Origin of the sequence: Pseudomonas sp. T1.Ur (genome assembly GCF_023516725.1) — a bacterium.
Taxonomy (GTDB): domain Bacteria; phylum Pseudomonadota; class Gammaproteobacteria; order Pseudomonadales; family Pseudomonadaceae; genus Aquipseudomonas; species Aquipseudomonas alvandae.
Genome location: NZ_JAMGSN010000001.1, coordinates 5489930 through 5513137 on the forward strand (window position 1 = coordinate 5489930; position 23208 = coordinate 5513137).

A 23208-nucleotide genomic window follows, 5' to 3' on the forward strand; every position below is an offset into this window, starting at 1 on the left:
TGCGCGCTGTATCGAGGAGTTCGAGCATGAAACGGTTTGCCCTGGCAGTCATCGGTTGCGCATTGGCCACTTCGAGCCTCGCGGCTCCCAAACCCTGCGAAGAACTCAAGACCGAGATCGAAGCCAAGATCCAGGCCCAGGGCGTCACGTCCTACACCCTGGAAATCGTCACCAACGACGAAGTCCATGACCAGAACATGGTGGTGGGCACCTGTGAGAACGGCACCAAGAAAATCATCTACCAGAAGAACGACCGCTAGGCAGCGCTACATCAGGCAATTGGCCTGTCGATCCTCGGCCACGATTTCACGCTTGGCGTTATAGAGCCGGGCGCTTGGGGAATACGCCAGGTTGCGAGCTTCCAGGCGATAACGCTGGCCGGCCTCGAAGTGCTCGTAGCGAATGACCAAGTAGCAGAGCCGCTCTTTCGGTTCGCTCATCATGCCCAGCCCGCCGCCCCCGCCAGGGACCTCGAAGTCGAAGCGCACCTCCAATTCGTGGCTACCCGGCGAGACCTGGAAGAAACGCCCATCCTGCAGGCGCTTGCCATCCAGCCGTTCAGCCATCAGCAACTTGCCGCCCGGTATGGGGGTGGCGAAATCGACCCAAGCCATGTTCGGGTCCATTGGGGGCAGTGGGCTCGTTGTACATCCGCTCAACGTCACAAGAGCCAATAACAGGGTCGGTAGGCGCATGGCGAATATCCTGAAGTCAGGCGCCGAGCATAGCGCCGATCAGCTTTGCTGGCAGCCCGCCGGCGTGCCCTGGCCCACCACTTTGCGCTGCTGGTCGTAAAGCTTGGCCCACGGACGGAAACCGATGCTGCCGGCCTGCAATTGGTAACGCTGGCCCGCGTTGAAGTCCTTGAACTTCACATTCAACCGGCAATCACGCCACAGCGGTTCGGCATTCGGACCAATGTTGCCGGGCTCCACGGCAAATTGATAACGCACCGTCAGCTCGTGGCTACCCGGTTGAACTTCGAAGTACCGTCGATCGATGGACTGCTTGTCATCGACTTCCAGCGCTTGCAACGCCGTGTCCTGATGGTTTCCCAGGTCAATCCACGCTTGGGAGGGATCAGGATCGGGCAAACCGGCACAGCCGGTCAGCAGCAACAGGCCACTCGTCAGCATCAACACGCGCATAGCGAAGCTCCGGGCAGGCGAGATAGTCTGGAGGCAGACTTCCCAGGGTGATTCCAAATTGATCAGGCAGCGTTCACGCCATCGGTTACTCGACCGTGTTTTCCGGATTTTGTTTCCAGCCCTCCTGCTTTTGTTACTCAACGGTTGTGCAAGCGTTGGCTATTACGGCCAGCTCGCCAGTGGACAACTGCGGCTGCTGCACGCCCGGGAGCCGATCGACCGCGTCATCGCCGACCCCGCCCGCGATCCGAAACTGCGCGCACACCTGAGCCAGGCACTTGAGGCCCGGGCGTTTGCCAGCGCACACCTGCACCTGCCTGATAACAACAGTTATCGCCTGTACGCCGACATCGGCCGCCCCTACGTCGTCTGGAACGTCTTCGCCACCCCGGAATTCTCCCTGGCCCCGCAAAACCACTGCTTCCCCATCGCCGGTTGCGTGGCGTATCGCGGTTATTACAGCCAGGGCGCCGCCCGAGGCGAGGCCGCGTTGCAGCAATTGCAGGGCATGGACGTGTCGATTGGCGGCGTGGAGGCCTACTCGACACTGGGCTGGTTCAACGACCCGATCCTGAGTTCCATGCTGCACTTGGGCGACGAACGCCTGGCGACGCTGATCTTTCATGAACTGGCGCACCAGCGGTTCTACGTGAAGGACGACACGGCGTTCAACGAATCCTTCGCCACCTTCGTCGAACAGGAAGGCACCCGCCAATGGCGCGCCCATCGCGGGCTGGCGCCAGACAATGGCAACCCGCTGCGCCAACGCGACCAGTTCATCCAACTAATCCTCGATACCCGCCAACGCCTGGAAACCCTCTACGCCCAACCCCTGCCGGCCGAGCAGATGCGCCAGCGCAAGGCCGCTGAATTCGAACGCCTGCGTGGCGACTACGAACGAATGCGCGACGGCCAATGGAACGGGGACAAACGCTACGACGCCTGGGTCTATGCGCCACTGAACAACGCCCGCCTATTGCCGTTCGGCCTGTATGACCAATGGGTGCCGGCGTTTGCGGCGTTGTTCAAGCGGGAGGATGGGGATTGGGTTGCGTTTTATACCGCAGTTGAGAAGCTTGGCCGATTGCCGGCTGATGAGCGCAAGGCAGCCTTGGAGGCATTGACTGCCCCCAAAATTGCTGACGATTGAACAGATCCCATCGCGAGCAAGCCCCCGCACCAACCTTCAAAGCACCGCAGCTCCCCCTGTGGGAGCGAGCTTGCTCGCGATAGCGGCCCATCGAGCGACGCATGTCCAACTGAAAGACAAACCCAACAGCCCTTCACCACCAAAAAGCTCCACCCGCCCATGCGTCCCGCAACCGCGCCGCACTGATACGGCGCGCCGGATCAAACGCCAACGCCTCGCGCAACGCCACCCAGCAGCGCCGCGGCAGCGTTCTCGGGGCCTTGAGCTGGCGCTCCAACCCGGTATCGCGCGCCTGGTTCGAAGGTAAACGTTGAAACGGATGTTTGCCGCACGCCAGTTCGTAGAGCACGCAAGCCAGGCTGTAGACGTCGGCGCGTGCGCAGAGTCGTGCGCCTTCGAGCAATTCGGGAGCGGCGTAGCCTGGGGTCCAAGCGTTGAGGCGGTGGCGATCCAATGAGGGCAAGCCTTCCAACGGGCCTTTTTCAGCCAGGCCCAAGCCGAAATCAAACAAGCGCACACCGTCTTCACACACCATGATGTTGCTTGGCTTGATGTCACCGTGCAGCACGCCTCGGGCATGGGCATGGGCAATGGCATCGAGCAGCGGGACGGCTATCATTTTCAGCTCGGGCCAAGACAGACCGAGGGGCCGCTCGCAAAGTAACTTGTCCAGCGTCATGCCGCGCATGAGTTCCATGGTGATAAAGGCAAGCCGGTGGGCGGCGTCCACTTCGAAGGTGAACGGACGCAATACGTTTGGATGCAGCAAGCGTCGAGTCAGGGCGAACTCGCAGTAAAGCAGCGTGCTCGCGTCAGGTGACCCGTCAAACGCCTCGCTGAGCATCTTCAGTGCAATGTACGGATCCGGATCACCGTATTGTTCAAGAAGCAGGTCTCGGGCGCGATATACGACGCCCATGCCACCGGCTCCAAGCAAGCGTTCCAGGCAATAGCGTCCCGCGAGTATCTTCGGCGTTTCGCCGGTACCAGGTTGGCTCGGTTCCAGCGCAGGCGATGCATCGGTGGGGGCGAAGCAGGTCCGATGACGTTCGCCGTCACGCAGGGTCGCTAGTGTCGATTCGGGGCTGCTCACGCGCCAATCACCACAGCCGTCAGGTTATCCCGCGCAGCGCCCTTCAAAACGCCTTCGAAAAGACATTCGAGCACCGTGGCTGGGGACGACAGGCTCATGGCGTCGCCAAGGGTTTGGCTACCGAGATCCTGATAAACGCCATCGGTGCACAACAAGAATTTATCGCCACGCTGAACATCCAGTTCCAGTATGCCCAGCCTCAATTCTTGCGAAGCGCCTATTGCTCTCGTCAATGCTTTCGCGGCGGGATGGGCATTTGCCTCGTCGCGACTGAAGCGGCATTCAGCGACCAGTTGCTCGCGCAGTGAGTGGTCCCTGGACAGTTGGTATAAATGTCCACCGCGCCAGAGATAACAGCGGCTGTCGCCCGCCCAGACACACGCCGCACGGCGACCTTCCAGCAATAACGCCACCACCGTGCTGCCCAAGATGCCGAGCGGATTTGCCGCGGTGACGGTCAGCTCCTGGCTCAATCGCCGATTGGTCCAACGCAGGCATTGACGCACGGCGTTCAAGCGCGTGTCGAAGTCTCGGTACGTGGGCAGATCCGCCAGATTGGCAACAATCAATTGGCTGGCGATATCGCCCCCCGAGTGACCGCCCATTCCGTCCGCCACTGCCCATAACCCCCGTTTCGGGCATTCCAGAAAAGCATCCTCGTTCCGTTGACGAACCTTGCCAGTGTCCGTTCGCGCGGCACTACGCCAGTCGCAGGCATGATGCATCAGAGCTGCGCCGGCATTCTGAAAGTGCGCAGTACCGTCATATCGAACGGGTTCGGTGTGCGCTGGCTCGTCAACAGGAAATTAACCCGCAGCCCGCCGAGATCGGCCTTGAGCACACGCACATCACGACCGGTCAGGTACTCGGCCTGCATCAAGTCGAACAGACGAAACAGTGACCACGGCCCGGTATTCTTTTCGATACCGATTCCCCGCCCACCGGCCATTCGCTCCAATAGGAGGGAGGTCCGGCCGCCCTGCGCGTCCGTGGGCCAAGTGAAGGCCAGCGGTTGTATAGGCCCGTGACGGTACTCCAGCGTCTTATCGCCGAAACGAAATTCGGATCGGCTCACGGCCGGGTCGAGTGTGTAGGGCTCAAGCTTGAATTGAATCTGTGGCTCGGCTGGATTGTCGATGAAAAAACCCTGGCGGATCGTATGGGCCGCCGCCATTTGATCCAGATAGGTTCTGGACATCGGCAAGCTCTGGCCGTCGAGGCTACGTAGACGGTAGTTCCCAGGGGTACCGCTGACGAATGGACGCATATAACTTTCAAAGAATCGGTCGACGATGCCCTGGTCCTTGAAGAACTCGCGAAAATCGTTGATCGCGACGTCACTGGTACTGTGTGCACTGAACGGATACCGCTTGCTGATTGCCTTGCGGTAAAAACCGTACAGCTCGCCCTGGTAGCGCTGGTTGAGATGACGGTAGGAATCACTGAGTACGATGCGCCAGCTATCGTCGGCCAGCCCGTTGAACCAACCGTCGAATGGGCGCGGCAAACGAGCCGATGCGCTACGCAGGCTACCCAGTGCGTCTCGCTGGCCACCCATGCGGCGCTTCGCCAATTCGAATGCGGCTTGCTCCGGATCACTGGCCCGGGCCAGGGGCGCCAACTGCGCATGGGTGTCTTCGAGCGCTCGCAAGGCCAAGGTCAGATCTACGGAGGGGTTATTGTCAGGCTCAAGCAGGCGGTGCAACGGCTCGAAACGCCGTCGAAGGGATTTTTGCCCGGTATCCGGCAGTGAGGTTGCCAGCGAATCGGCGGTTTGTACGGCCGCAGAGACAAGTTGCGTAACGGTGTTGTCGCTGTTTCCGGGCGTTTGCACCGGCTTGCCGACCGGTTCGACAAGGCCTTGGATGCGTGTGTGTTCACGTACCTGCACCAGCAATTGCAGAACCGGCGAATGGGCTGATGTCAGCCCCGCCAGTTGATCGGCCATCTCGCCTGCGTTGTGCGTCGTTTGCAGGGTGACCTGTCCGATCGCTTCGCTCCAGCGGTCGGCATAATCGCGGAAATAGAACTGTTCGAGCTCGATCAGAAGCTGGCGCATGTCTTTGCCGCTGAGGCTTGCGCCTTCGCCCAGGACCCAATTGTCCCGTAGCAACCCGCTGATCAGCCGAGTGCCTTGAGTTGAAAAATATTGCTCGTAGCCTTGGCGGGTATAAAAACCTGGAATGACATGGTCGGTGCCGACCAGCAACGTCCCTTGGGGGCCAAGGTATTGGTCGAGGCTGTATTTCGGCAACTGGCTGGCCTGCTCCCGCAGCATCCGATAAACGACTGTAGCCAGGGACTCACTGCGCAACGCGTCCCGTGCCTGGGCCACCAGCGGCTGGTTGATTTCCAAGACAAAAGGCTGTTCCAACAAACGCTCGAAATGGTCCCTCAAGCCGTTTTGCACCGCCTCGTTACCGGGATAGCGCAGCGACCATTCTCGAGTGACCCAGTTCATGAGCCAAGCGTGATCGCGACGTTCTGGCTGGGCCAGCATCAAGTACGCGCGCAGGCTGTTGAGTAGATTTTCACGCTCACTCAAGCGGCCATGGATCTGCTCTTCCAACATTTGCGCAACGTGGGGTAGGAGCTGCGTCTCCAATTCGCGCTCATAAGCACCGAGCACTGCGGGACGGGTCGCGTCTCCTTGGTAGAGACCGATGCGCTCGTACAGCGGCAGAGCCTTGGCAGGTGGAAAAACCTCTGTTGCCTTGAAACGGATATCAAGCGATTCGAGGCCCCCCATGGGATTATCATTCGCCCCCAGCGCCGGACGATGCAAGTCCCAACGTTGTGCCAACGTTCGCAGATGTTCCAGACGCTCATGATTTGCCTTGTAACCATTTGCCCACAGCCATCCGAACAACCCAAGGGTGGTGAGCGCGCCGAGGTAGATAGCGTGCCGCCTCCAATCAGTGCGGCTTCGCTCGCGCTGATCGGGGCCCGCCAAATCGGCCTCCGGGAACATGACTCGGGTGAACAGGTGATGAATGAATCGTCCGTTGCCCCTTTCACTTGGCTGCGCTGTCTGTCCGCCTGCCAGGCGAGATGACGCGGCAGCGCTCGTCAGATAGAACCCCCGCAGCGGACACGCCTCGCCCCTGAAAGCCAGCTCGAACAGCAGGCACAGGTGAGGCCCGAGCTGCGCCAGTTGTTGTGGGAAATCCAGGATGAGGCCACGGCAACCACTGTCGCGCTCCTGATGCAAACGCAGGAGCAACTGACTATTGAGTCTCTGCAAGAGCGCCTCGAACTCACCACGCAACATGGCCATGTCGCAACCGTGCGAAGCGTCGCTGAAGCTCGCCCCCAACACCTGGTCGGCTTCCTCGCGGGTCAGCGAATCGAAGAACTCATTGAAGCCAGGGATGGTGTCCGCCTTGCTGAGCACCAGATAGATCGGCACGTTGGCGCGCAGTTGTCGTTGGATCTCTTGCATGCGGCTACGAACTTTGCCGGCCAGCTCGATGACCTCCTCTTCACGACCCCACAACAGGATTTCAACCGGCACGGCCACCAGCACACCATTGAGGGGCCGACCGCGGCGACCTCGACGCAGCAGGTCGAGCAAGACGTTCCAGGCGCTACCATCCACCTCTTTATCCGTCTGGGTCAGATAGCGACCGGCGGTATCCATCAACACCGCTTGATCGGAACAATACCAGTCGCAATCACGGGTACCGGTCATGTCGAGCAAGGGCTTTCGTTCAACGCCATCGAACGCAAATTCGAGGCCTGAACGCTCCAGCAGGCGGGTCTTGCCGCTGGCGGTCGGGCCAATCAGCAAATACCAGGGCAATTCCTTGGGATTGCGTTTTACGCCACCGGAATAGACGCTTGGGCATGTTCCCAGCGCCCTCTTGAAGCGCGAGCGAATTTCTCGCCGTTCATCGTCGACCCTGGCCTGGCCAAGCGTGCGAGACGGGTCAGCATCGGGTTGGCTGGAATTCCTTATCCTCCCGGATCGCTCGTTGAAGAAAACCATACCCAGGCCCCACGCCAGGAACAGCAGGCTGATCGTCAACAAGCGTGCCGTCGGGGATGCCCAGAATTTATGATCGTCGATCGCCAGCAGCGGCCCGAAAAACCAAACCAGCCCCCCGATACAGAGCGCACATAACAACGTCCAGAGCCAAGTCTGGCGCAGGCAGGCCCCCACTTTTCTGAAAAGCGATTTCATCACACGTCCCTGTTTACGGCTGCGCTTGAACCACAGCCGGCTCTAGCAATTGATAGGGTTGCAGGATGCTTTCGCGCTGCTCGTCCAACACCCACGCGAAGCCCGCGTACATCACGCCCAGGCAAGCCAGGGTGAAAAACGCCACGGTCCAGGCAGGAACAACGCGCACCGGACGGCGAGGTGGGGCAACCAGCCCTTCCCAATGGGGTGAAAGTTGGCGTGGTGCATCGCCTCGTACCTGACGGATCGAGCGATACAGCGCGTCGCGGACGCCAACGAGCTCGAGCCCCCCGCGTGCCTGGACCCGATATTTGCCCTCAAAGCCCAAAGACAGGCACAGATACAGCAGCTCCAACATGTGCAAATGCTTCACCGGATCTTTTGACAGCCGATCAAGCAATTGGAAAACCTTCTCGCCGCCAAACGTTTCATTGTGAAACGTGCTGAGCAGGCTGATTTGCGACCAACCGCTCCCGTATCCCCACGACGTGACGACGACGGCTTCATCCAGGACCGTGCATAGCACGTAGCGAGCAGCGACCAGCTCGCTTTGCTCGATGTTGGCGTTCAAAGCCAAGGCTTCAAACTGCTTCAACTCCAAGGTCAGCTCTTGCTTGAGGTCATTCAGATCTGCGCGGTCACGGCCCTGCTTGAGCGCCATTATCTGGGCCAACAAGCCTGACGCTGCCGCCACCAGGGGATTCAGACTGGTCACGAACCTTCGGGACCGTGGCTGGCGCGCGGCATAGATCATTCGATCTTCCAGCTGTTCGATACGCGGCGGCGCGGCAGCATCGGTCAAAGGGCCCGAAGCCGGGCGCTGTCCGTGAAAATCGAGCAAGACGGTAATGTCGTCTTGAGGCGTGTCCTTATCCATGTCAGTCAATTCCTGATGGCCCAAAAATTCAGCTCCAGCTCCGCGAATTCACCCGACACATGAAAGGCAAAGCCCGCTGAACGCTTCACCTGCGCAAGATCCTCGACACTGGGTTCAAGGAGGAAATAGGTCTTGTTGGCATGGAACGCAATCTGCCGCGGCGCCACGGGCAAAGGCCTGATCTTGATGCCCGGCAAATGCAAATTGACCAACTGGCGAATGCGCTCCACCGAACCGATCTTGAGATGCGACGGCAAGCGATGGCGCAACTCCTCGCTGTCACAATGAGCACTCGCTGCCAGTACAAACGAAGCCGAGTCCAGCAGTGAAAGGTCATGCATCGGCGAAACGCTGATTCCGTACTGGCGAGCCTGCAGTTGCAGCTCAATGGCATGCTGTTCGAGCACCATTGACAGCACCTGCCGGATTGCCTGCATGAGGCTTCGAAAGCACGCACCCAGATCGCTGTGTTGGTAGCGGTGATCGAATGAAGGGCGCTTGCTGTCTGTTGAATAAGTCGCCAACTCGCCGAGCAGAGAAAGCAGCGTTCGATAGAGGATTTCAGGGTGAACCTGCTCCAGCTCCAGATAATGACGCAGCAGCAATTCGGTACGATTGATCAATTGCAGCATCATGAAGTCGCCGACTTGAACCGCACCCGTTTTGCCGTTGGAGAGAATCCGCTCGGCGAGGCTTTCGCCCCGGTGGCCAAGCATGCCAATGACTTCCTTGAGGCAGGACAGCAGGTAGCCGGATGACTTGGTCTGGATGAACGCGGGCACAAAATCCGCGTCGAGCCTGATCCCACCATCAGGCGTGGTATCCAGGACTTCGCACACTTTCAACTTAACGAAAGCCTGATCGCCGTGCTGCTCGCCCAGCAGCAAGCGTACATCCGGGCGGCCACAGCTGATCTGACTGCTGAAAGCGTCTGCGGCGTTGGAATCATTCACCTGCATTTCATAGGTGATATAGCGCGCCAGCACATCGGCTTGCTCGGGACGACGAGACTCGACCCGATTGCCGGTGATGAGCGGCAGGGCAAGATAGACCGGCGTATTGCAGGTGTTGGACGGCACTTCCAGGACCAGCGGCTCGGCGTTGCCGTCCAATTCGAAGAAGCTGCCGTCTGGCAAGACACCCGAAGCCTCGCTGACGATCAATCGGCCCATGTTCAGAAACTGCAGATCGATTTCCAGTGTCAGGAAGCCCCAGGCATAACCACCCAACAAGCGTGTGCGAAGCTTTAGCTGATGATCGAAATAACGATCGTTGTGCTGCAAATGTTGCGGGCGCAGCAACATTCCTTCCTGCCAGATGACCTTATCGTGATTCATTGGTCGTCCGTCCTGGCAAAGCTTTCGAGATGACTGGTAATACCGTCCTGATCAAGCATCAGATGCGCTTCGGTCACTCGTGCCGCAGCGATGGGCACCGTGTAGCGCCACTGTGTCCGAGGCAGGTCACGGTACGCGGCAAGTACCCCGACAAAACGACCGCCCCCTGCGACGGCGAGCCTGAGCGTGAACGTTTCGCCGGGACGCAACTCCAGTTCTTCGCCGGTGATCAAGTCAGGCGCCAAGGATTCCCTGGCACGGTCATAAAGACTGAAGAAATCAGCATTCTCAAAAGCCACCGGATGCTTGAGTTCAAACAGGCGCACCACGACAGGAGATGGCCGTCCGTTGAGATCCGGGTTGAGCTGATCACTGGCAGTGAGGGTGAGATTGAGTTTGGTCATCGTTGAAAACGGCGACAGGCTGGTACAACCGGCCATCAGCGTCGCAGCCGCTAGCGTCAGCGTCTTGAAAAAAAGCAGGGTGCGGCGAGACATATACGTCATCCATGAAGATCGTTTTGCAGAGTGGACACCAGGCGGACCTGTTCCTCGTATGCCTTGGCGAAGTCCCGGGCAAGCAGGCGTTCCACCCAGTCATCGTCGTCGCACAGCCCTTGGTGATAACGACCGAATGCCCGCCAGTGGCCGCCTGGCGTACTGAACAACGATCGCTGCTCGCGCTCCATCCGCAGGACCAGTTGGCGGGGCGAAAAATGCTCCAGCACCGAACGCAGGGTGGACCGGCTGGCGGCCAGCAAGGCCACTTGGTGGGCCTGGAGGTCATTAAATGAGCGGGCGATAGCCTCGCTGGCCGACCACTGGAGTGGCGCGCCTGGCTGCAACAACATCGGCAGGGCATCATCGGTGTACTTCAACGGATTTTTCCGAGGGCCGTGGAAAAAGGTCTGGGCCAGACGCAGCTCGCCCTTCAACTCCGAGCGAGTACGCAGACTCTGTTGCAAGCCTCGAACACTTTGCTTGAGCAACTGCGCGACGTTGACCGCCAACGCCTCGCGGGCCTCCTTGTCCATATCATCGAGGTCCATGCCCAGCGAGTGACCGAAGCGTTGCCAGAAGTCTTCCTGTACGGGCTCGGAGCGTTGGGGGGGCGGGAAAGGCGCCTGCTCATTATCCGCGTCGACCAGCTCTGGCAGTCGCAGGCTTTCCCTATCGGCCCGCACAGAGTCCGAACCGTAAGCGGGCATCGCACTCGGATTGAGCAACTCATCTATCTCAGAAAACACACGCGCCTGTCGGTCCAGGCCTTCCAGCGGATCGAGCCCCATGAAAGCGTCGTCCGGAATGAGATTGCCACCGGATACCGAACGGTCGCCATCGGGAATGCTGTTACCCGAACGAGCCACCAACCGCGCCAGGAGTTCGCATTCGCCCATGACGTAGATATCCCCGTCCTTGATGGGCACCGGCTCGCCTTTGGGCAGGCGCACACCGTTTCTGCGGTGGGATATGCCATTGCCGCTGATATCGATGAGAAAAAACGCGCCTCCCTGGAAACTCACCCGCGCATGGCGCTTGGACAAGAGGCGCTGGCTGTCCGGAATGACCCAGTCACACTCCTCGCCTCGCCCAATGACGCCGCCCGCCGTCCCGAAAATCTTCCGGCACGGGTTCGGACTGACCAACTGCCTGGCATCCAACCTTTCGAAAATGACTTCCACCGATGCTCCTCCTTGCGGTCACTTACCGCGATTTATCGCTTGCGGATCACCCAAGGGGCGATAGGTGCTGTCATTGAATTTGTAGTTTGCGTTGCAACCACCGAGGCCGAACAACACGACAGCAGTCAGCAGGAAGACTTGCCAAGGGTGAGTGGGCATTCAAAGTGTCCTGAAAATAAATGAGTCGAATGGAAGTGAAAGTAGGGCATCAGACTTCGGCGTCCTTGCGGCGAATGTTCAGCCGGCTCATCCGATACAACAGCGTGCGCAGCGGCAAGCCGAGCTCGCGAGCCGTCAGCGTCTGGTTACCGGAATTCTTGCGCAGGCAATCAATCATCAGGCTGCGTTCGATGTGTTCCATCCGTTCGCGCAGGCTTACGCGACCTTCATCGGGTCGGTGTTTAATGTGCAGGGCAAAGTGCTCTATCCGTAATTCGTCGCCCTCGCACAACAGCACCGCCCTTTCGACGATGCCTTTGAGCTCGCGTACGTTTCCGGGGAAGTCATAGGCAGCCAGATGGGCCAGCGCAGCGTCGGACCAATGCACAAGATCGCGCTGCAGAAGCGCACAAGCCTTGTCGGCGAAGTGCCGAGCCAGTTCGATGATGTCGGGGCCACGCTGACGCAGCGGCGGCAATTGGATGGGAAACTGTGCAAGGCGGTAATACAGGTCTTCGCGGAACTTGCCTTCGCCCATCAAGCATTTCAGGTCGCGATGGGTGGCGGCGATGATGCGGACGTCGATCTTGTGGGTGAGGTTCGACCCCAACGGACGAACCTCGCCCTCCTGCAAAACGCGCAACAGCTTGGCCTGGAGGGACAAGGGCATGTCGCCAATTTCATCGAGCAACAATGTGCCCTTGTCAGCCGCGTCGAATAAGCCGATGCGGTCACGGTCGGCGCCGGTAAACGCGCCCTTGCGATAACCGAACAACTCGCTTTCCAAAAGATGCTCGGGAAGCGCCGCGCAGTTCTGGACGATGAACGCCTGCGTGCGACGCGGCCCGCAATCGTGGATCGCCCGGGCCACGACTTCCTTGCCGGTTCCCGTCTCGCCATACAGCAGGACCGTGTACGGGCTGTTCACGACTTTGCTGATCAGTTGACGGCTCTGGCGCATCGCCGCGCTCTTGCCGATGAGGCCGAAACCGTTGGCGCTCGGCAGGTTGATCACCACAGGCCGACCTTCAGCGGCAGGACGCCGTTGGCGTTGCAACAGGTGGATCTGCTTCAACGCGAACGCCCCTAGATAACCCAGGGAATCAGCGAATCCCTGCAGGTCGATCCGCTGGGTGCTGGCGCAAACCAATACCCCCTTGATCCCGTCCCCGGCGGCTAATGGCACACCGAGCAGCGACTGCCACGGCGCAGCACGGGCTGGCAGGAAACGCGTATCGTGCAGGCTGGCGCTCAACGCACCAAGGCACACCACGCGGTTCTGGCGCAGGACGAATTGCAACAATTGCTCACCGTCGTAATCGACAGGCGAGCCGGCCGGGTCACGAAACTGCAATCGGCCTTCCAGGCATTCGGTGCTCAGTTCCAGGCGATTGTGCGCGGCATCCAACAGATACAACTGCGCCAGTTCACAACCACTGAGCCGCGCCGTCCCCCTGATGAAATCACCGAGCAAGGTCGCATCGTCCGCCGATTGCAAGAGGCTGGAAAACTGCCCCAGCAGCGCTTCGGCGTAAGCCAGCGGTTCAGGCACATGAGTCAGCAGTGCCCCCATCACTTGAACTCACACGTTACGCGGGCTTGTTCATCGAGCGTGGCGTGAACCTGCCGCGGTTGTTCGCCGATGGCCATGGCCGCGAGCAAACCGTCGGCCAACCCAGGCATCAGGTGAAGATCGAGCAAATGGTCGATGAGCCGCGCACCGCTGTCGCTGCGAGTGCAGCGCTCGACAAGGTAATCAACGAGCTGCGTGCCGAAACTGAAGCCCAACTGACGACGCTGCAACCGCGCGCCCAAGCGCCCCAGCTTTATCTCCACCAACTCGCGTAGCACCGAGCCGCCTATCGGGTAATACGGCACCACACGCATACGGGCCAGTAATGCAGGTTTGAAATGCCTGCTGAGCAGCGGTCGAATCGCTTCTTCAAGTTGCTCGGCACTCGGCGCCAACCCGTTTTGGCACAACTCGCCGATACGTTCACTGCCCAGGTTTGATGTCATCAGAATCAGCGTATTGCGAAAATCGATCTCCCGCCCTTCGCCATCGTTGGCCAGGCCTTTGTCGAATATCTGATAGAACAGATTCAGCACGTCCGGATCGGCTTTTTCGACCTCATCGAGCAACACCACCGAGTATGGCTTCTGTCGAACAGCCTCGGTGAGCATCCCGCCTTCGCCAAATCCGACATAACCCGGGGGCGCGCCGATGAGCCTTGAAACCGTGTGTTTTTCCTGAAACTCGGCCATGTTGAGTGTCGTGATGAATCGGTCGCCGCCGTACAGCAGCTCGGCCAAGGCCAATGCCGTTTCGGTCTTGCCGACCCCACTCGGCCCTACCAGCAAAAACACTCCCGCTGGGGCGTCGGGTTTGTTCAAGCCTGAGGCGGCTGCGCGCATCGCTCGATCAAGCGCCTGCACTGCCGGTTCCTGCCCCCTTATCCGGCTGCGTAGATCCGTCGCGAAACGGGCGATTTTCACGTTGTGCTCGCAGGCCAGCTGCGACAGCGGGACACCCGTCCACGCGTTGATCACTTCCGCCACCAAGCGCGGGCACACCTCAAAACTGACCAGGCGTTCTTCGGCCTGTGCATCCACCAGCGCGTTGTGGGTTTCGTGCAACGCCGCTTCCAGCGTTTCGATCTCCAGGCCCTTGTCCGCCCGGTTTTCCCGCAGCCCAGCCAGTTGCCGGCGCAGCGATAACAAACGTTCGGCCAGAACGCTCTGCTCTGTCCATTGGACTTCCAGGCACTGGCATTGCTCTTCGATGGCCTCCAGTCGTACCCGCAACGCTTCCAATGCCTGGGTATCGATTGACAAGCCGGCCTCTGCATCGCGACACAACGCCTGGCGCTGGCGCGCACCTTCGGCTAGTTCGCCACGCAGGCGCTCAAGGCGTTGCGGCGCGGCAGCAAGGCTGATGCGCACACGGGCGCACGCGGTATCCAGCACATCGACCGCCTTGTCCGGCAACTGACGCCCCGCCAGGTAGCGTGCTGACAATTGCGCCGCCGCGACCACCGCGTCATCGCGCAGATAAATACCGTGGCTCGCCTCGTAGACCCCGGCCAGCCCCCGCAGGATGGTCACCGCCTCGCCGATGGTCGGCTCGTGCAACTGCACCGGTTGGAAACGACGGGCAAGGGCTGGATCCTTCTCGAAATATTTTTTGTATTCGGTCCAGGTCGTCGCCGCTATGGTGCGCAGCTCGCCTCGGGCCAGGGCCGGCTTGAGCAGGTTGGCCGCATCGGAACCACCGGAATTTCCACCCGAGCCGATTAATGTATGAGCTTCGTCGATGAACAGAATGATGGGGCTGGGCGATGTCTTTACACCCTCGATCACCCCATTGAGCCGCCGCTCGAATTCGCCTTTCATACTGGCACCGGCCTGCAGCAGGCCCATGTCCAGCGACAGAACCTCTACGCCTTCAAGCCCGGACGGCACTGCCCCGGCAGCGATGCGCAGGGCCAGCCCTTCGACAATGGCGGTCTTGCCCACGCCTGCCTCACCGACGACGATCGGATTGTTTTTACGTCGGCGAGACAGGATATCGATCATCTGGCGGATTTCGCCGTCCCGGCAAAGCACGGGATCCAGCTTGCCGTCACGGGCCTGCTGGGTCAGGTTGTGAGTGAAGCGCTCCAGAAGCGAATCGCCTTGAGCAGCGGCGTATCCAGTCTCCCGTTGAGCCTGTTGTGACAAGGCGAACGCTTTCAGTCGGTCGATGTTCAACCGGGCGAGCAACGACTGGTAATGAGTACCGGCATGGCGACCCGGGTTGCGCAACAACGCCAGGATCAACGCAGCTTCAGTGACGTTGCTCTGGCCCAGTTCGAGACTGGCCATCAACAACGCGTCCTGGAGCCATTGGATCAACTCCGGCGCGAAGACCGGATTACGCGAAGCGCCGTGTTCCGCACGTGGTTGCAAGGTGGCGTCCAGCTCACTCGCGCTTATCCCGGCGTCCTGCAACGCGCGCCCGAGCAGCCCTTGTCCTCGCTCCAGCAAACTCTGCAGCAGATCTTCCACCAGGACCTTGCTTGCGCCCCGATCCACGCATCGCTCGGCCGAGCGCTCCAGGTCGCGGCGGGTATCCGCGTCCAGCGCCTGAATGAGTTGCTGAAGGTCTACGTTGATCATTTCGTTGGTTCCTGATGAATTCTACTGCTGAGGGTCACTACGCCAGCGGCTCGCTCGTGCCCCAGCCAACTGGCCCATCCCAATCGGCAGGTGTTCCGTTCGCCGATGCGCAATTCGCGTATTTCGTCCCGCCGCAAGACCAGGCGGATGTCGTATTCAAGGGGGTCGCGCAGGGTGAACCGCACCAACGCGCACAACGGCTGGTAAGCGACACCGATCGGTAGGAACTCGTGGAAGCGTTGCCAATCCAGTTCCAGGACATGAATGCGGAATTTTCCGCTGCGATCACGAATCCGCTCGCCCAGCACCAGCTCTTCGCCAAGCAGGCTGTTGGCCCTTCCCAAGCGGTTGCGCTGCTCGTCGAGGATGTCTACTCGTCGCTCGATGCACTGCTCCAGGTTCAATTCGGCGTGCTTGAAGTAATAACGCAGCACGGCTTCGATCAAGGCCGCCGAATGGGCACGAAGGCTCAGCAGCCCCAGGTAAGGCAGCAAGCGCTTCCAGTTCAGTTGGGTATCGCTGCGAATGACCTCGCCCCTGAGGCCGACGAGGGCGAATAACTGCTCGGAAAACCGGTCCTCGGCGCCATTGCGAAAACTCGCCCGATAACGGTATTTGCGCCAGATAGGCAACATCAGGCGCTGGAGGCGATCATTGAACACGTCGAGAAACGCCCGAGTCGGTTTGTCGTCGCCCGACACCTGCTCACCATAGAACGCCGGCAAAGGCGAACCTGCGCCCACCAGGCCGATCAGATTCAGGCACAGACGCGCCCGCAGTTGCCCATGCTCTTCAAAGAATTCGACGCATTCGATATCGCTGGCCGGGAATCCCAGGCTCGGGTTGGCCTGGAATTCCAAGTGCTCATACAGTGCCTCGTCATCCAGGTGAGGATGGGCTTCGCGCAGCCGATCGATCACCAGCAACACCGCCTGAAACAATGAGTATTCGCGTATGCCTCGTGTCAGCACGCTTATAGAAGCGGTTGCTGGCCCATGCGGGGTGTCCATCGGTACACCTCTCCCTGTGTGCTGTTTACCCGCAACTCGTGATACGAATTGAGGCTGGCATAAAGCGCGAAAAACTCATTGAGCACGGATGCAAAGACAAACATGTCGCCCTCGCCGATGTATCCCTGGGGGTCGATCGTCAGCTCTGTGCACAAACCCCTGACCGGTAAACCGCGATGAAGCCGATCGACAGGCTGATGCTTGATCGACTTGAGGCCATCCAGCAGGCACTTGCTGACTTTTTCCGAGTGCTCGTCGTAGTAGCGGGGGAAATCGTAGGTTTCGAGTATCACCTTCAGCGCGTTGACGTCCGCCAACGACAGGTAGTTGAGCGACATGTTGCTGATGAGTTTCCACAGAAAATCACGCTCCAGGGGAGGCGCAAAGCTCTGGGTGACCGCACCGATATTGCGGAAGCCGAGCGACTCAGGGCTTTTTTCGCCCGGCTGGTTGATGTCGCCTGGCTTGAGCTGGCGGGGCAGGTTCTGGTTGGTGCACATCAGCTCGATCGAAAGGGTTTCATGGGCCGGGTCGTGCCGCACATCAAAACTCAAGCAGGTCTCGAGGCCACCATGAAGAAGCGAGGGGCGGTGACGAATGCTGTAATAGGCGCGGTTGCCGGGCCCATCGAAACTGGCGTCATGTTCGAATGATTCGAACGGCACATACGCCTGGTACCCCAGCCCGCCGGGGCTCCAGCCAGTGACGCTTTCAACCGAAAACACACCGCAGTGCTCGGGGGCGTATTGGGCCGGCAGCAGCAGATAATCTTCCTGCTTGCCGTCCAGGCGAATCGGCTGGGCATCGTGCTTGAATAGATTGACGACAGGCGTGCAGTAAAGCTTCACGTTGTCCAGCGTTGGCCGTATCCGCTGAGTAGCGGTATTGCCAATATCGAAGCGAAGGTCTAACCCGCGCGCCTGTTCCAGCAGCGCTTGCGGCAACCCGTTGATGACGTCCAAGCCGTCGATGTCGACAAACAGGAATTTCTCCTGGAAAGCGAAATACTCTTGCAGATAGCGGTAGCCGCGAAAGGTATTCAGGGGATACGGGACCAGTGCGTGCTCTTCAGCAAACCCCACGGGCTGAACCCGATTGGCTGGGACCCTGAATGTCACAGGCACTCCGTCCGTGGCGCTGACGGGCTGGCCGTCGCCGTCCAGAAGGACCACATCGAAATGTTCAAGATTGCGTAACAGATTGAGATAAAGGGTCTGGCTGATGTAGCGCTCACCGGCCAGGTGCAGGCGCAGGCTGCGCAGCTGCAACTCACCCAGATTGCCCTCGCAATGCATCTGCAGGCGCAGGCCCAGCACAGAACCGTTGCCTTTTACCGAGTGACTTACCCCTGTCAGATCAAGTGCCAACACCTCGGTCGGGTAACACGTGCGAAAACGACAACGCACCCCTTGGATCGGCTTGCTCTCGACCGGCGTGTCACGCTCCACGCGCAACGCAAGCCCCGACCGTTGCAACGGATCGAACTGCAAAATGCTGAACGCCGGCAACGGCCGCATGTAGTTCGGCCATAGCAGTTGCATCAGTGAATGGCTCAACTCTGGCAGTTGGTCATCGAGCTTCTGGCGAAGACGACCGGTCAGGAATGCAACTCCCTCCAGCAATCGCTCCACATCGGGGTCCCGCCCGGCCTGGCCGAGGTAAGGTGCCAAGGCAGGGTTGCGCTCGGCGAAACGCCGGCCCGACTGGCGAAGGGCAGTCAGCTCACTCTGGAAATAATGGTTGAACGACATGACCTATCCTTGGCTGACCGTGAGTTGGCCGCTGCCGTCCAGACCTGCGGAAAAACTCACCGGCCCCTTGAGCCCTTCCATGTCCAGCAGCGCATCGATGCGCAAGGACAGGCGAAGCGGGTCAGCGAGAGTCGACACCGTCGTGACATGGACATGGCTCAGGCGTGGCTCATAGGCCTCGATGCTTGCCTGGATCGCACGACAGGCCCGGTGACGAGCATCGTGCAAGCTCAGGCGCATGTCGTTGAGGTCAGGCAATCCGTAATCGGGCGCGACCTGCACACTCCCCGCGCGGGTGCTTAGCATCTTCGACAAATGGGCAGCCACGGACGCCACGGCACAAGCCTCCCGGCTCATGCCTGCGCGAACATCACAATCGCCATTCAAACGTTCGAAGAGGCTGCCATATCCAGTCATCGGTCAGGTCCCGCTCACGCTTTGTCCAGCTTGCCAACCAGCGACAGGGTGAAATCGGCCCCCATGTACTTGAAGTGCGGGCGCACATTCAAGCTCACGCGATACCAGCCCGGCTCACCTTCCACATCGGTGACCAACACCTGGGCGGCACGTAGCGGCCTGCGACCACGAACTTCCGCGCTTGGGTTTTCCTGGTCGGCAACGTACTGGCGGATCCACTTGTTCAACTCGAGTTCGAGGTCGGTGCGTTCTTTCCACGAGCCGAGTTGCTCACGCTGGAGCACTTTCAGGTAATGGGCCAGGCGATTGACGATCATCATGTACGGCAACTGCGTGCCGAGCTTGTAGTTCAACTCGGCCGCCTTGCCTTCGGCACTGGAGCCAAAGAACTTCGGCTTTTGCACGGAGCTGGCGGAAAAGAACGCGGCGTTATCACTGCCTTTGCGCATGGTCAGCGAGATGAAGCCTTCTTCGGCCAGCTCGTATTCGCGGCGATCGGAAACCAGCACTTCCGTGGGAATCTTGGTTTCGATTTCCCCCATGCTTTCAAAATGGTGCAACGGCAAATCGTCTACCGCGCCACCGCTTTGCGGCCCGACAATGTTCGGGCACCAGCGAAACTTGGCGAAGCTGTCGGTGAGCCTTGTGCCGAATGCGAACGCCGTGTTGCCCCACAAATAATGCTCATGGCTGTTGGCAACCGTTTCCTTGTAGACGAACGACCTGACCGGGTTTTCCTGCGGGTCATAGGGATTGCGCAACAAGAAGCGCGGCACGGTCAGGCCGATGTAGCGAGCGTCTTCGGATTGACGGAAGCTCTGCCATTTGGCGAATTGCGGGCCTTCGAAATGGTCCCTCAAGTCCTTGAGGTCCGGCAGCCCGGTGAAGCTTTCCAAGCCAAAGAATTCCGGGCCGGCCGCAGCAACGAACGGCGCGTGGGACATGCACGCGACGCTGGACACGTACTGCATCAGTTTTACATCGGGTGAGCTTGGCGAAAAAAAGTAGTTGGCGACGATCGCGCCGACCGGCTGCCCGCCGAACTGGCCGTATTCAGCCGTGTAGACATGCTTGTACAGGCCCGACTGCATGATCTCTGGCGAGTCCTCGAAGTCATCCAGCAAGTCGCTCTTGGAGATATTGAGCATCTCGATCTTGATGTTCTCGCGAAAGTCGGTGCGGTCCACCAGCAACTGCAAACCACGCCACGCCGATTCCAATGCCTGGAAGTCGGCATGGTGGAGGATCTCGTCGACCTGGCGACTGAGCTTGGCGTCGATCTGGGCGATCATGCGATCGACCATGGCCTTCTTGACCGGCTCTCCACTGTTCTGGGGCTTGAGGAGCTCCTCAATGAACGCCGACACGCCGCGCTTGGCAATGTCGTAGGCGTCGTCCTCGGGTGTCAGGCGCGTTTGGGCGATGATGCTTTCAAGAATGCTGTGCTCGCCATTTTCCTGGCTGTGCTGTGGCGCTGTATTGGGATTCATGTGTCGGCTTTCCTTGGCTAGGGATCAAACGCTCGGGGCTGAGAGAGTCAGGCCCAGCTCATCCAATATGCGATCGCGGGACTGGGTATCGGCGAGTACGCTTTCGATGGCTTTGCGAAACGCCGGTGCGTTGCCCAGAGGCCCTTTGAGCGCGACCAACGCCTCACGCAGTTCCATCAGCTTCTTGAGCTCGGGAACTTGCTCTACCAGGCTCGCGGGATTGAAGTCCTTCATCGTATTCAAGCGCAGTTGCACGGCCAGCTCCTCGGTGTTGCTCTCTTCCAGGAGACGGTTTGGCACGCTCAGGACCAAGCTCAATTCCTGCTTGGCCAACACTTCATCGAAGGTCATTTTGTCAATGCTGATCGGCTTGCGGTCTTCGACCTTGCGGTCGTCCTTGCGATGGATGTAGTCACCAATCGCCATCAGCTTGAGTGGCAGCTCAATCTCCTCCTGAGCACCGCCTGTAGCGGGTTTGAAGGTGACATTGATACGTTCCTTTGGCGCGACAGAGCCTTCTTTGGCCATGATTTTCCTTCCTTACAATGGGGACCCGCAGGTCTGTTCAATGACCCGCTCCAGGTCGAGGTGACACAACCGGCGGTAGGTTTCGTCCTTGCGCTCGCGCACGAGGTGGTTCTGAGGCAACAACTCGCAGCAGCGGTGCAACAGGTGCAGTACCTGCAATGCGAGATCGGGCTCCCATGCCTGCAAAGTCGTGTCTTGTAGCGTCTGGTCCAGCGCCTCGAGCTGGACTTTGGCGAGCTCGTATTTCTTGGCCGAAAAGCACAAGCGAGCCATCGCGAACCGCCAAAGGAAACGCGCGCGCTCGCCGTCGATGGTGTGCATTTCCTGCTTGAAAAACTGGACGGCAGCCTTGAGGCCTTCCGAGCCCACGATGAGCTGGGCTTCTTCCAGAGCGCGCTCCCAAGGCGCCGAGGGCTCGATGGCCTCCGCGCGGGGCGCAGCGCTCGATGTGTCCAGGCGAGGCATGACTTGGGCGGCAATCCACGCCCGGGTGGATGCATCCGCGAACGGCTCGCCGTCATGCCAGCGCAGCTCGAGGACGCTCGGCAGGCGCTGGATGAACAAGGCGAAATAAATCTCCACTTCGCGCATGGCCGAGTCGGCGCCCAGCCCTTGGAGACATTCCCATGCGAGCCTCTGGCCGTCGAACCAGAAAGGCGCCTTCGCCAGGCTGGCCTCGATGTCCACCAGCAGATCGGCGTAATGGCCCCGCTGGAGACTTTCCTGATACGCCTTGAGCTTGTCCGCAGGCAACCTGCGCAACTGAGTGATCTGCTCGGCGTTACGCTCGGGCACGGTGTCGATGCCCAGCCAGAGCAGCGTACGGTTGAGACGCAGCGCGCGAGCGTCAGTCGCCTTTTGCCTGAGCCACCAGGCGCACAATGGACGCGCACTTTCCTGCAGGCTCCGCAGCGCCTTCTGGGCGTCCTTTTCATGTTCAATCGGGGCGCCAGAGGCAAGCAGCTGGGTGGCGGCTTGCTTGACGTGGGCGACCATGGCCCCGACAGCGCCGGGCGGTGGCTGGAGGTCGGCGGCACGCAGGATCAGACTCCGGAGGCGCCGGTACAGTGGAAGCAATAGAGGCGCGTCATCTCCAAAGTGAGCGACGCAGGTGGTATCGAGGGCTTCGAGCTGCTCCGCCAAGCGTTCGAACAAGGCCAACTGGCTCTTGATCGCAACGTCATCGCTCAACGCGCCTTCGAGGCGGGTCACCAGCCAATGGAAGCTGGCGGCGCGGGTTTTGGCCTTGGCCGGGTGAAGCACCCGCCAATGATTGTCACAGAGGTACCGCAGGAGGCCGAGGCCGGCGAGCAGTCCCTGAAAAGACTCTCGCTGATACAACGCCCATGTGAGCCAGATCGCCACGCGCAAATCTTTCGACTGGGTACGCAGCAAGGCTTCACTTTGTTCTTGGATTCTCAGCCAGTCGACTTGACCGCTGCCATGCATCGACTGGGCCTTGCCGAGCTCACGCTCCAGGGCTTCGAACTCATCTGAAAAACGGACGTCCACACCCGGAAAATTCCCGTTGGAAATGGGGGCGCTGGCAAGTGCCAGGTAATGCGCGGACAGTTTTTCGGGATAAGACATCTACAGCCTTTAATAACTATTCAGACGCGACGGCGCGAAAAATACGGAAAGGACAGCGATATAAAGTTCAGCGCAACCTGTAGGAATTTTCAGAACTTTAAATGGCAACATGGGGCGAAATGCATTCGCCGCTCACAGCCTTTCGACCGGCGCGAAGAATGCCAAGTTTTGAACGGTAAAAATGTAGGACATTTCGGTAAATACGGAAGTCATTAGCAACGAGGGTTATCAAGTTCTCCCAAAAAGCGCCTCGCTACTATTGTTTGAAAACAAAGACAAGCCACGTTATGCGTAAAACTATTTAAAAGTTTTTCGACACTGTTTAATTGCTGATCGCTACGACTCCGTCGGGCTACGTATCCTTGCGCCGTTACCTACAACTACGCCAGAATCCGCCGGCTTGTGCGCCTTGCTTCCGGGCTCTATCGTTTCCCTGCCACTGCCCATCAGTGGTCGGGTTTAGTAGCTCGGTTAGTCATCTTCGGTTGCATGAGAGTCATCCAGTCAGGCGTTGCCTGCACTTGATGGTGGCTGTGCGCAAGGCGCCTTCGGGCGCGCCGGGTTTGGTGACTTTACCGGTCTACTAACTTGCGCACAGCTGCCTCCTTTCGGTTAGTAGCGAGATCGTGGCGGCCC

20 protein-coding genes are annotated in these 23208 nt (G+C 59.6%); 2 read left to right on the forward strand and 18 right to left on the reverse strand.

Features of this window, described 5'->3' with window-relative positions; genetic code table 11:
- Nucleotides 1–26: 26 nt before the first annotated feature.
- Entirely contained in the window at nucleotides 27–260 is a 234-nt protein-coding gene (locus M8Q45_RS24220) for a DUF1161 domain-containing protein (RefSeq protein ID WP_249876694.1), read from the forward strand.
- A gap of 6 nt (nucleotides 261–266) precedes the next feature.
- On the opposite strand, the gene M8Q45_RS24225 is transcribed toward M8Q45_RS24220, so the two are convergent.
- Entirely contained in the window at nucleotides 267–695 is a 429-nt protein-coding gene (locus M8Q45_RS24225) for a PA0061/PA0062 family lipoprotein (RefSeq protein ID WP_249876695.1), read from the reverse strand.
- Between the two features lie 39 nt (nucleotides 696–734).
- Nucleotides 735–1148, reverse strand: coding sequence for a PA0061/PA0062 family lipoprotein (locus M8Q45_RS24230; protein ID WP_030139177.1), 414 nt, complete (start codon nucleotides 1146–1148; stop codon nucleotides 735–737).
- 58 nt (nucleotides 1149–1206) lie between these two features.
- Here M8Q45_RS24230 and M8Q45_RS24235 point away from each other — a divergent pair, with 58 nt between their 5' ends.
- Nucleotides 1207–2298 (forward strand): aminopeptidase, encoded by a 1092-nt coding sequence (locus M8Q45_RS24235; RefSeq protein ID WP_249876696.1) that lies wholly within the window; start codon nucleotides 1207–1209, stop codon nucleotides 2296–2298.
- A 133-nt stretch (nucleotides 2299–2431) separates the two neighbouring features.
- On the opposite strand, the gene M8Q45_RS24240 is transcribed toward M8Q45_RS24235, so the two are convergent.
- Genes M8Q45_RS24240 through tssA form a run of 16 tightly spaced genes read right to left on the reverse strand, consistent with a single transcriptional unit; the run spans nucleotide 2432 to nucleotide 22572 of the window.
- Nucleotides 2432–3361, reverse strand: coding sequence for a serine/threonine-protein kinase (locus M8Q45_RS24240; RefSeq protein ID WP_502940581.1), 930 nt, complete (start codon nucleotides 3359–3361; stop codon nucleotides 2432–2434).
- Nucleotides 3362–3387: 26 nt separating this feature from the next.
- Nucleotides 3388–4116 (reverse strand): PP2C family protein-serine/threonine phosphatase, encoded by a 729-nt coding sequence (locus M8Q45_RS24245; RefSeq protein WP_249876697.1) that lies wholly within the window; start codon nucleotides 4114–4116, stop codon nucleotides 3388–3390.
- Entirely contained in the window at nucleotides 4116–7574 is a 3459-nt protein-coding gene (gene tssM / locus M8Q45_RS24250) for a type VI secretion system membrane subunit TssM (RefSeq protein WP_249876698.1), read from the reverse strand. Before tssM ends, M8Q45_RS24245 begins: the two co-directional genes overlap by 1 nt.
- Before the next feature lie 13 nt (nucleotides 7575–7587).
- Nucleotides 7588–8451: a type IVB secretion system protein IcmH/DotU gene (gene icmH, locus M8Q45_RS24255; RefSeq protein WP_249876699.1), complete on the reverse strand. Its 864-nt coding sequence runs from the start codon at nucleotides 8449–8451 to the stop codon at nucleotides 7588–7590.
- A gap of 5 nt (nucleotides 8452–8456) precedes the next feature.
- Nucleotides 8457–9788 (reverse strand): type VI secretion system baseplate subunit TssK, encoded by a 1332-nt coding sequence (gene tssK, locus M8Q45_RS24260; RefSeq protein WP_249876700.1) that lies wholly within the window; start codon nucleotides 9786–9788, stop codon nucleotides 8457–8459.
- Nucleotides 9785–10285: a type VI secretion system lipoprotein TssJ gene (tssJ, locus tag M8Q45_RS24265; protein WP_249876701.1), complete on the reverse strand. Its 501-nt coding sequence runs from the start codon at nucleotides 10283–10285 to the stop codon at nucleotides 9785–9787. Before tssJ ends, tssK begins: the two co-directional genes overlap by 4 nt.
- Before the next feature lie 5 nt (nucleotides 10286–10290).
- Complete coding sequence (tagH, locus tag M8Q45_RS24270) at nucleotides 10291–11469, reverse strand: type VI secretion system-associated FHA domain protein TagH (RefSeq protein ID WP_249876702.1); 1179 nt, start codon at nucleotides 11467–11469, stop codon at nucleotides 10291–10293.
- Nucleotides 11470–11487: 18 nt separating this feature from the next.
- The gene (locus tag M8Q45_RS24275) at nucleotides 11488–11628 is read right to left on the reverse strand and encodes a type VI secretion protein (protein WP_249876703.1); all 141 of its coding nucleotides are present in this window, start codon (nucleotides 11626–11628) and stop codon (nucleotides 11488–11490) included.
- Between the two features lie 49 nt (nucleotides 11629–11677).
- Complete coding sequence (locus tag M8Q45_RS24280; RefSeq protein ID WP_249877386.1) at nucleotides 11678–13192, reverse strand: sigma-54-dependent Fis family transcriptional regulator; 1515 nt, start codon at nucleotides 13190–13192, stop codon at nucleotides 11678–11680.
- 8 nt (nucleotides 13193–13200) lie between these two features.
- On the reverse strand, nucleotides 13201–15786 hold the full coding sequence (gene tssH, locus M8Q45_RS24285; RefSeq protein ID WP_249876704.1) for a type VI secretion system ATPase TssH: 2586 nt from the start codon (nucleotides 15784–15786) through the stop codon (nucleotides 13201–13203).
- Nucleotides 15783–16796, reverse strand: a complete 1014-nt coding sequence (gene tssG / locus M8Q45_RS24290; protein WP_249876705.1) for a type VI secretion system baseplate subunit TssG — start codon at nucleotides 16794–16796, stop codon at nucleotides 15783–15785. The genes tssH and tssG overlap by 4 nt, the downstream gene beginning before the upstream one ends.
- The gene (tssF, locus tag M8Q45_RS24295; protein ID WP_249876706.1) at nucleotides 16760–18547 is read right to left on the reverse strand and encodes a type VI secretion system baseplate subunit TssF; all 1788 of its coding nucleotides are present in this window, start codon (nucleotides 18545–18547) and stop codon (nucleotides 16760–16762) included. The genes tssG and tssF overlap by 37 nt, the downstream gene beginning before the upstream one ends.
- Before the next feature lie 3 nt (nucleotides 18548–18550).
- Nucleotides 18551–18964, reverse strand: a complete 414-nt coding sequence (tssE, locus tag M8Q45_RS24300; RefSeq protein WP_249876707.1) for a type VI secretion system baseplate subunit TssE — start codon at nucleotides 18962–18964, stop codon at nucleotides 18551–18553.
- A 14-nt stretch (nucleotides 18965–18978) separates the two neighbouring features.
- Nucleotides 18979–20454 carry a type VI secretion system contractile sheath large subunit gene (gene tssC, locus M8Q45_RS24305; RefSeq protein ID WP_249876708.1) on the reverse strand — a complete coding sequence of 492 codons (1476 nt, stop codon included), beginning with the start codon at nucleotides 20452–20454 and terminating at the stop codon, nucleotides 18979–18981.
- A 24-nt stretch (nucleotides 20455–20478) separates the two neighbouring features.
- Nucleotides 20479–20982 carry a type VI secretion system contractile sheath small subunit gene (gene tssB, locus M8Q45_RS24310; RefSeq protein ID WP_249876709.1) on the reverse strand — a complete coding sequence of 168 codons (504 nt, stop codon included), beginning with the start codon at nucleotides 20980–20982 and terminating at the stop codon, nucleotides 20479–20481.
- A gap of 12 nt (nucleotides 20983–20994) precedes the next feature.
- Nucleotides 20995–22572 carry a type VI secretion system protein TssA gene (gene tssA / locus M8Q45_RS24315; RefSeq protein ID WP_249876710.1) on the reverse strand — a complete coding sequence of 526 codons (1578 nt, stop codon included), beginning with the start codon at nucleotides 22570–22572 and terminating at the stop codon, nucleotides 20995–20997.
- Nucleotides 22573–23208 lie beyond the last annotated feature (636 nt).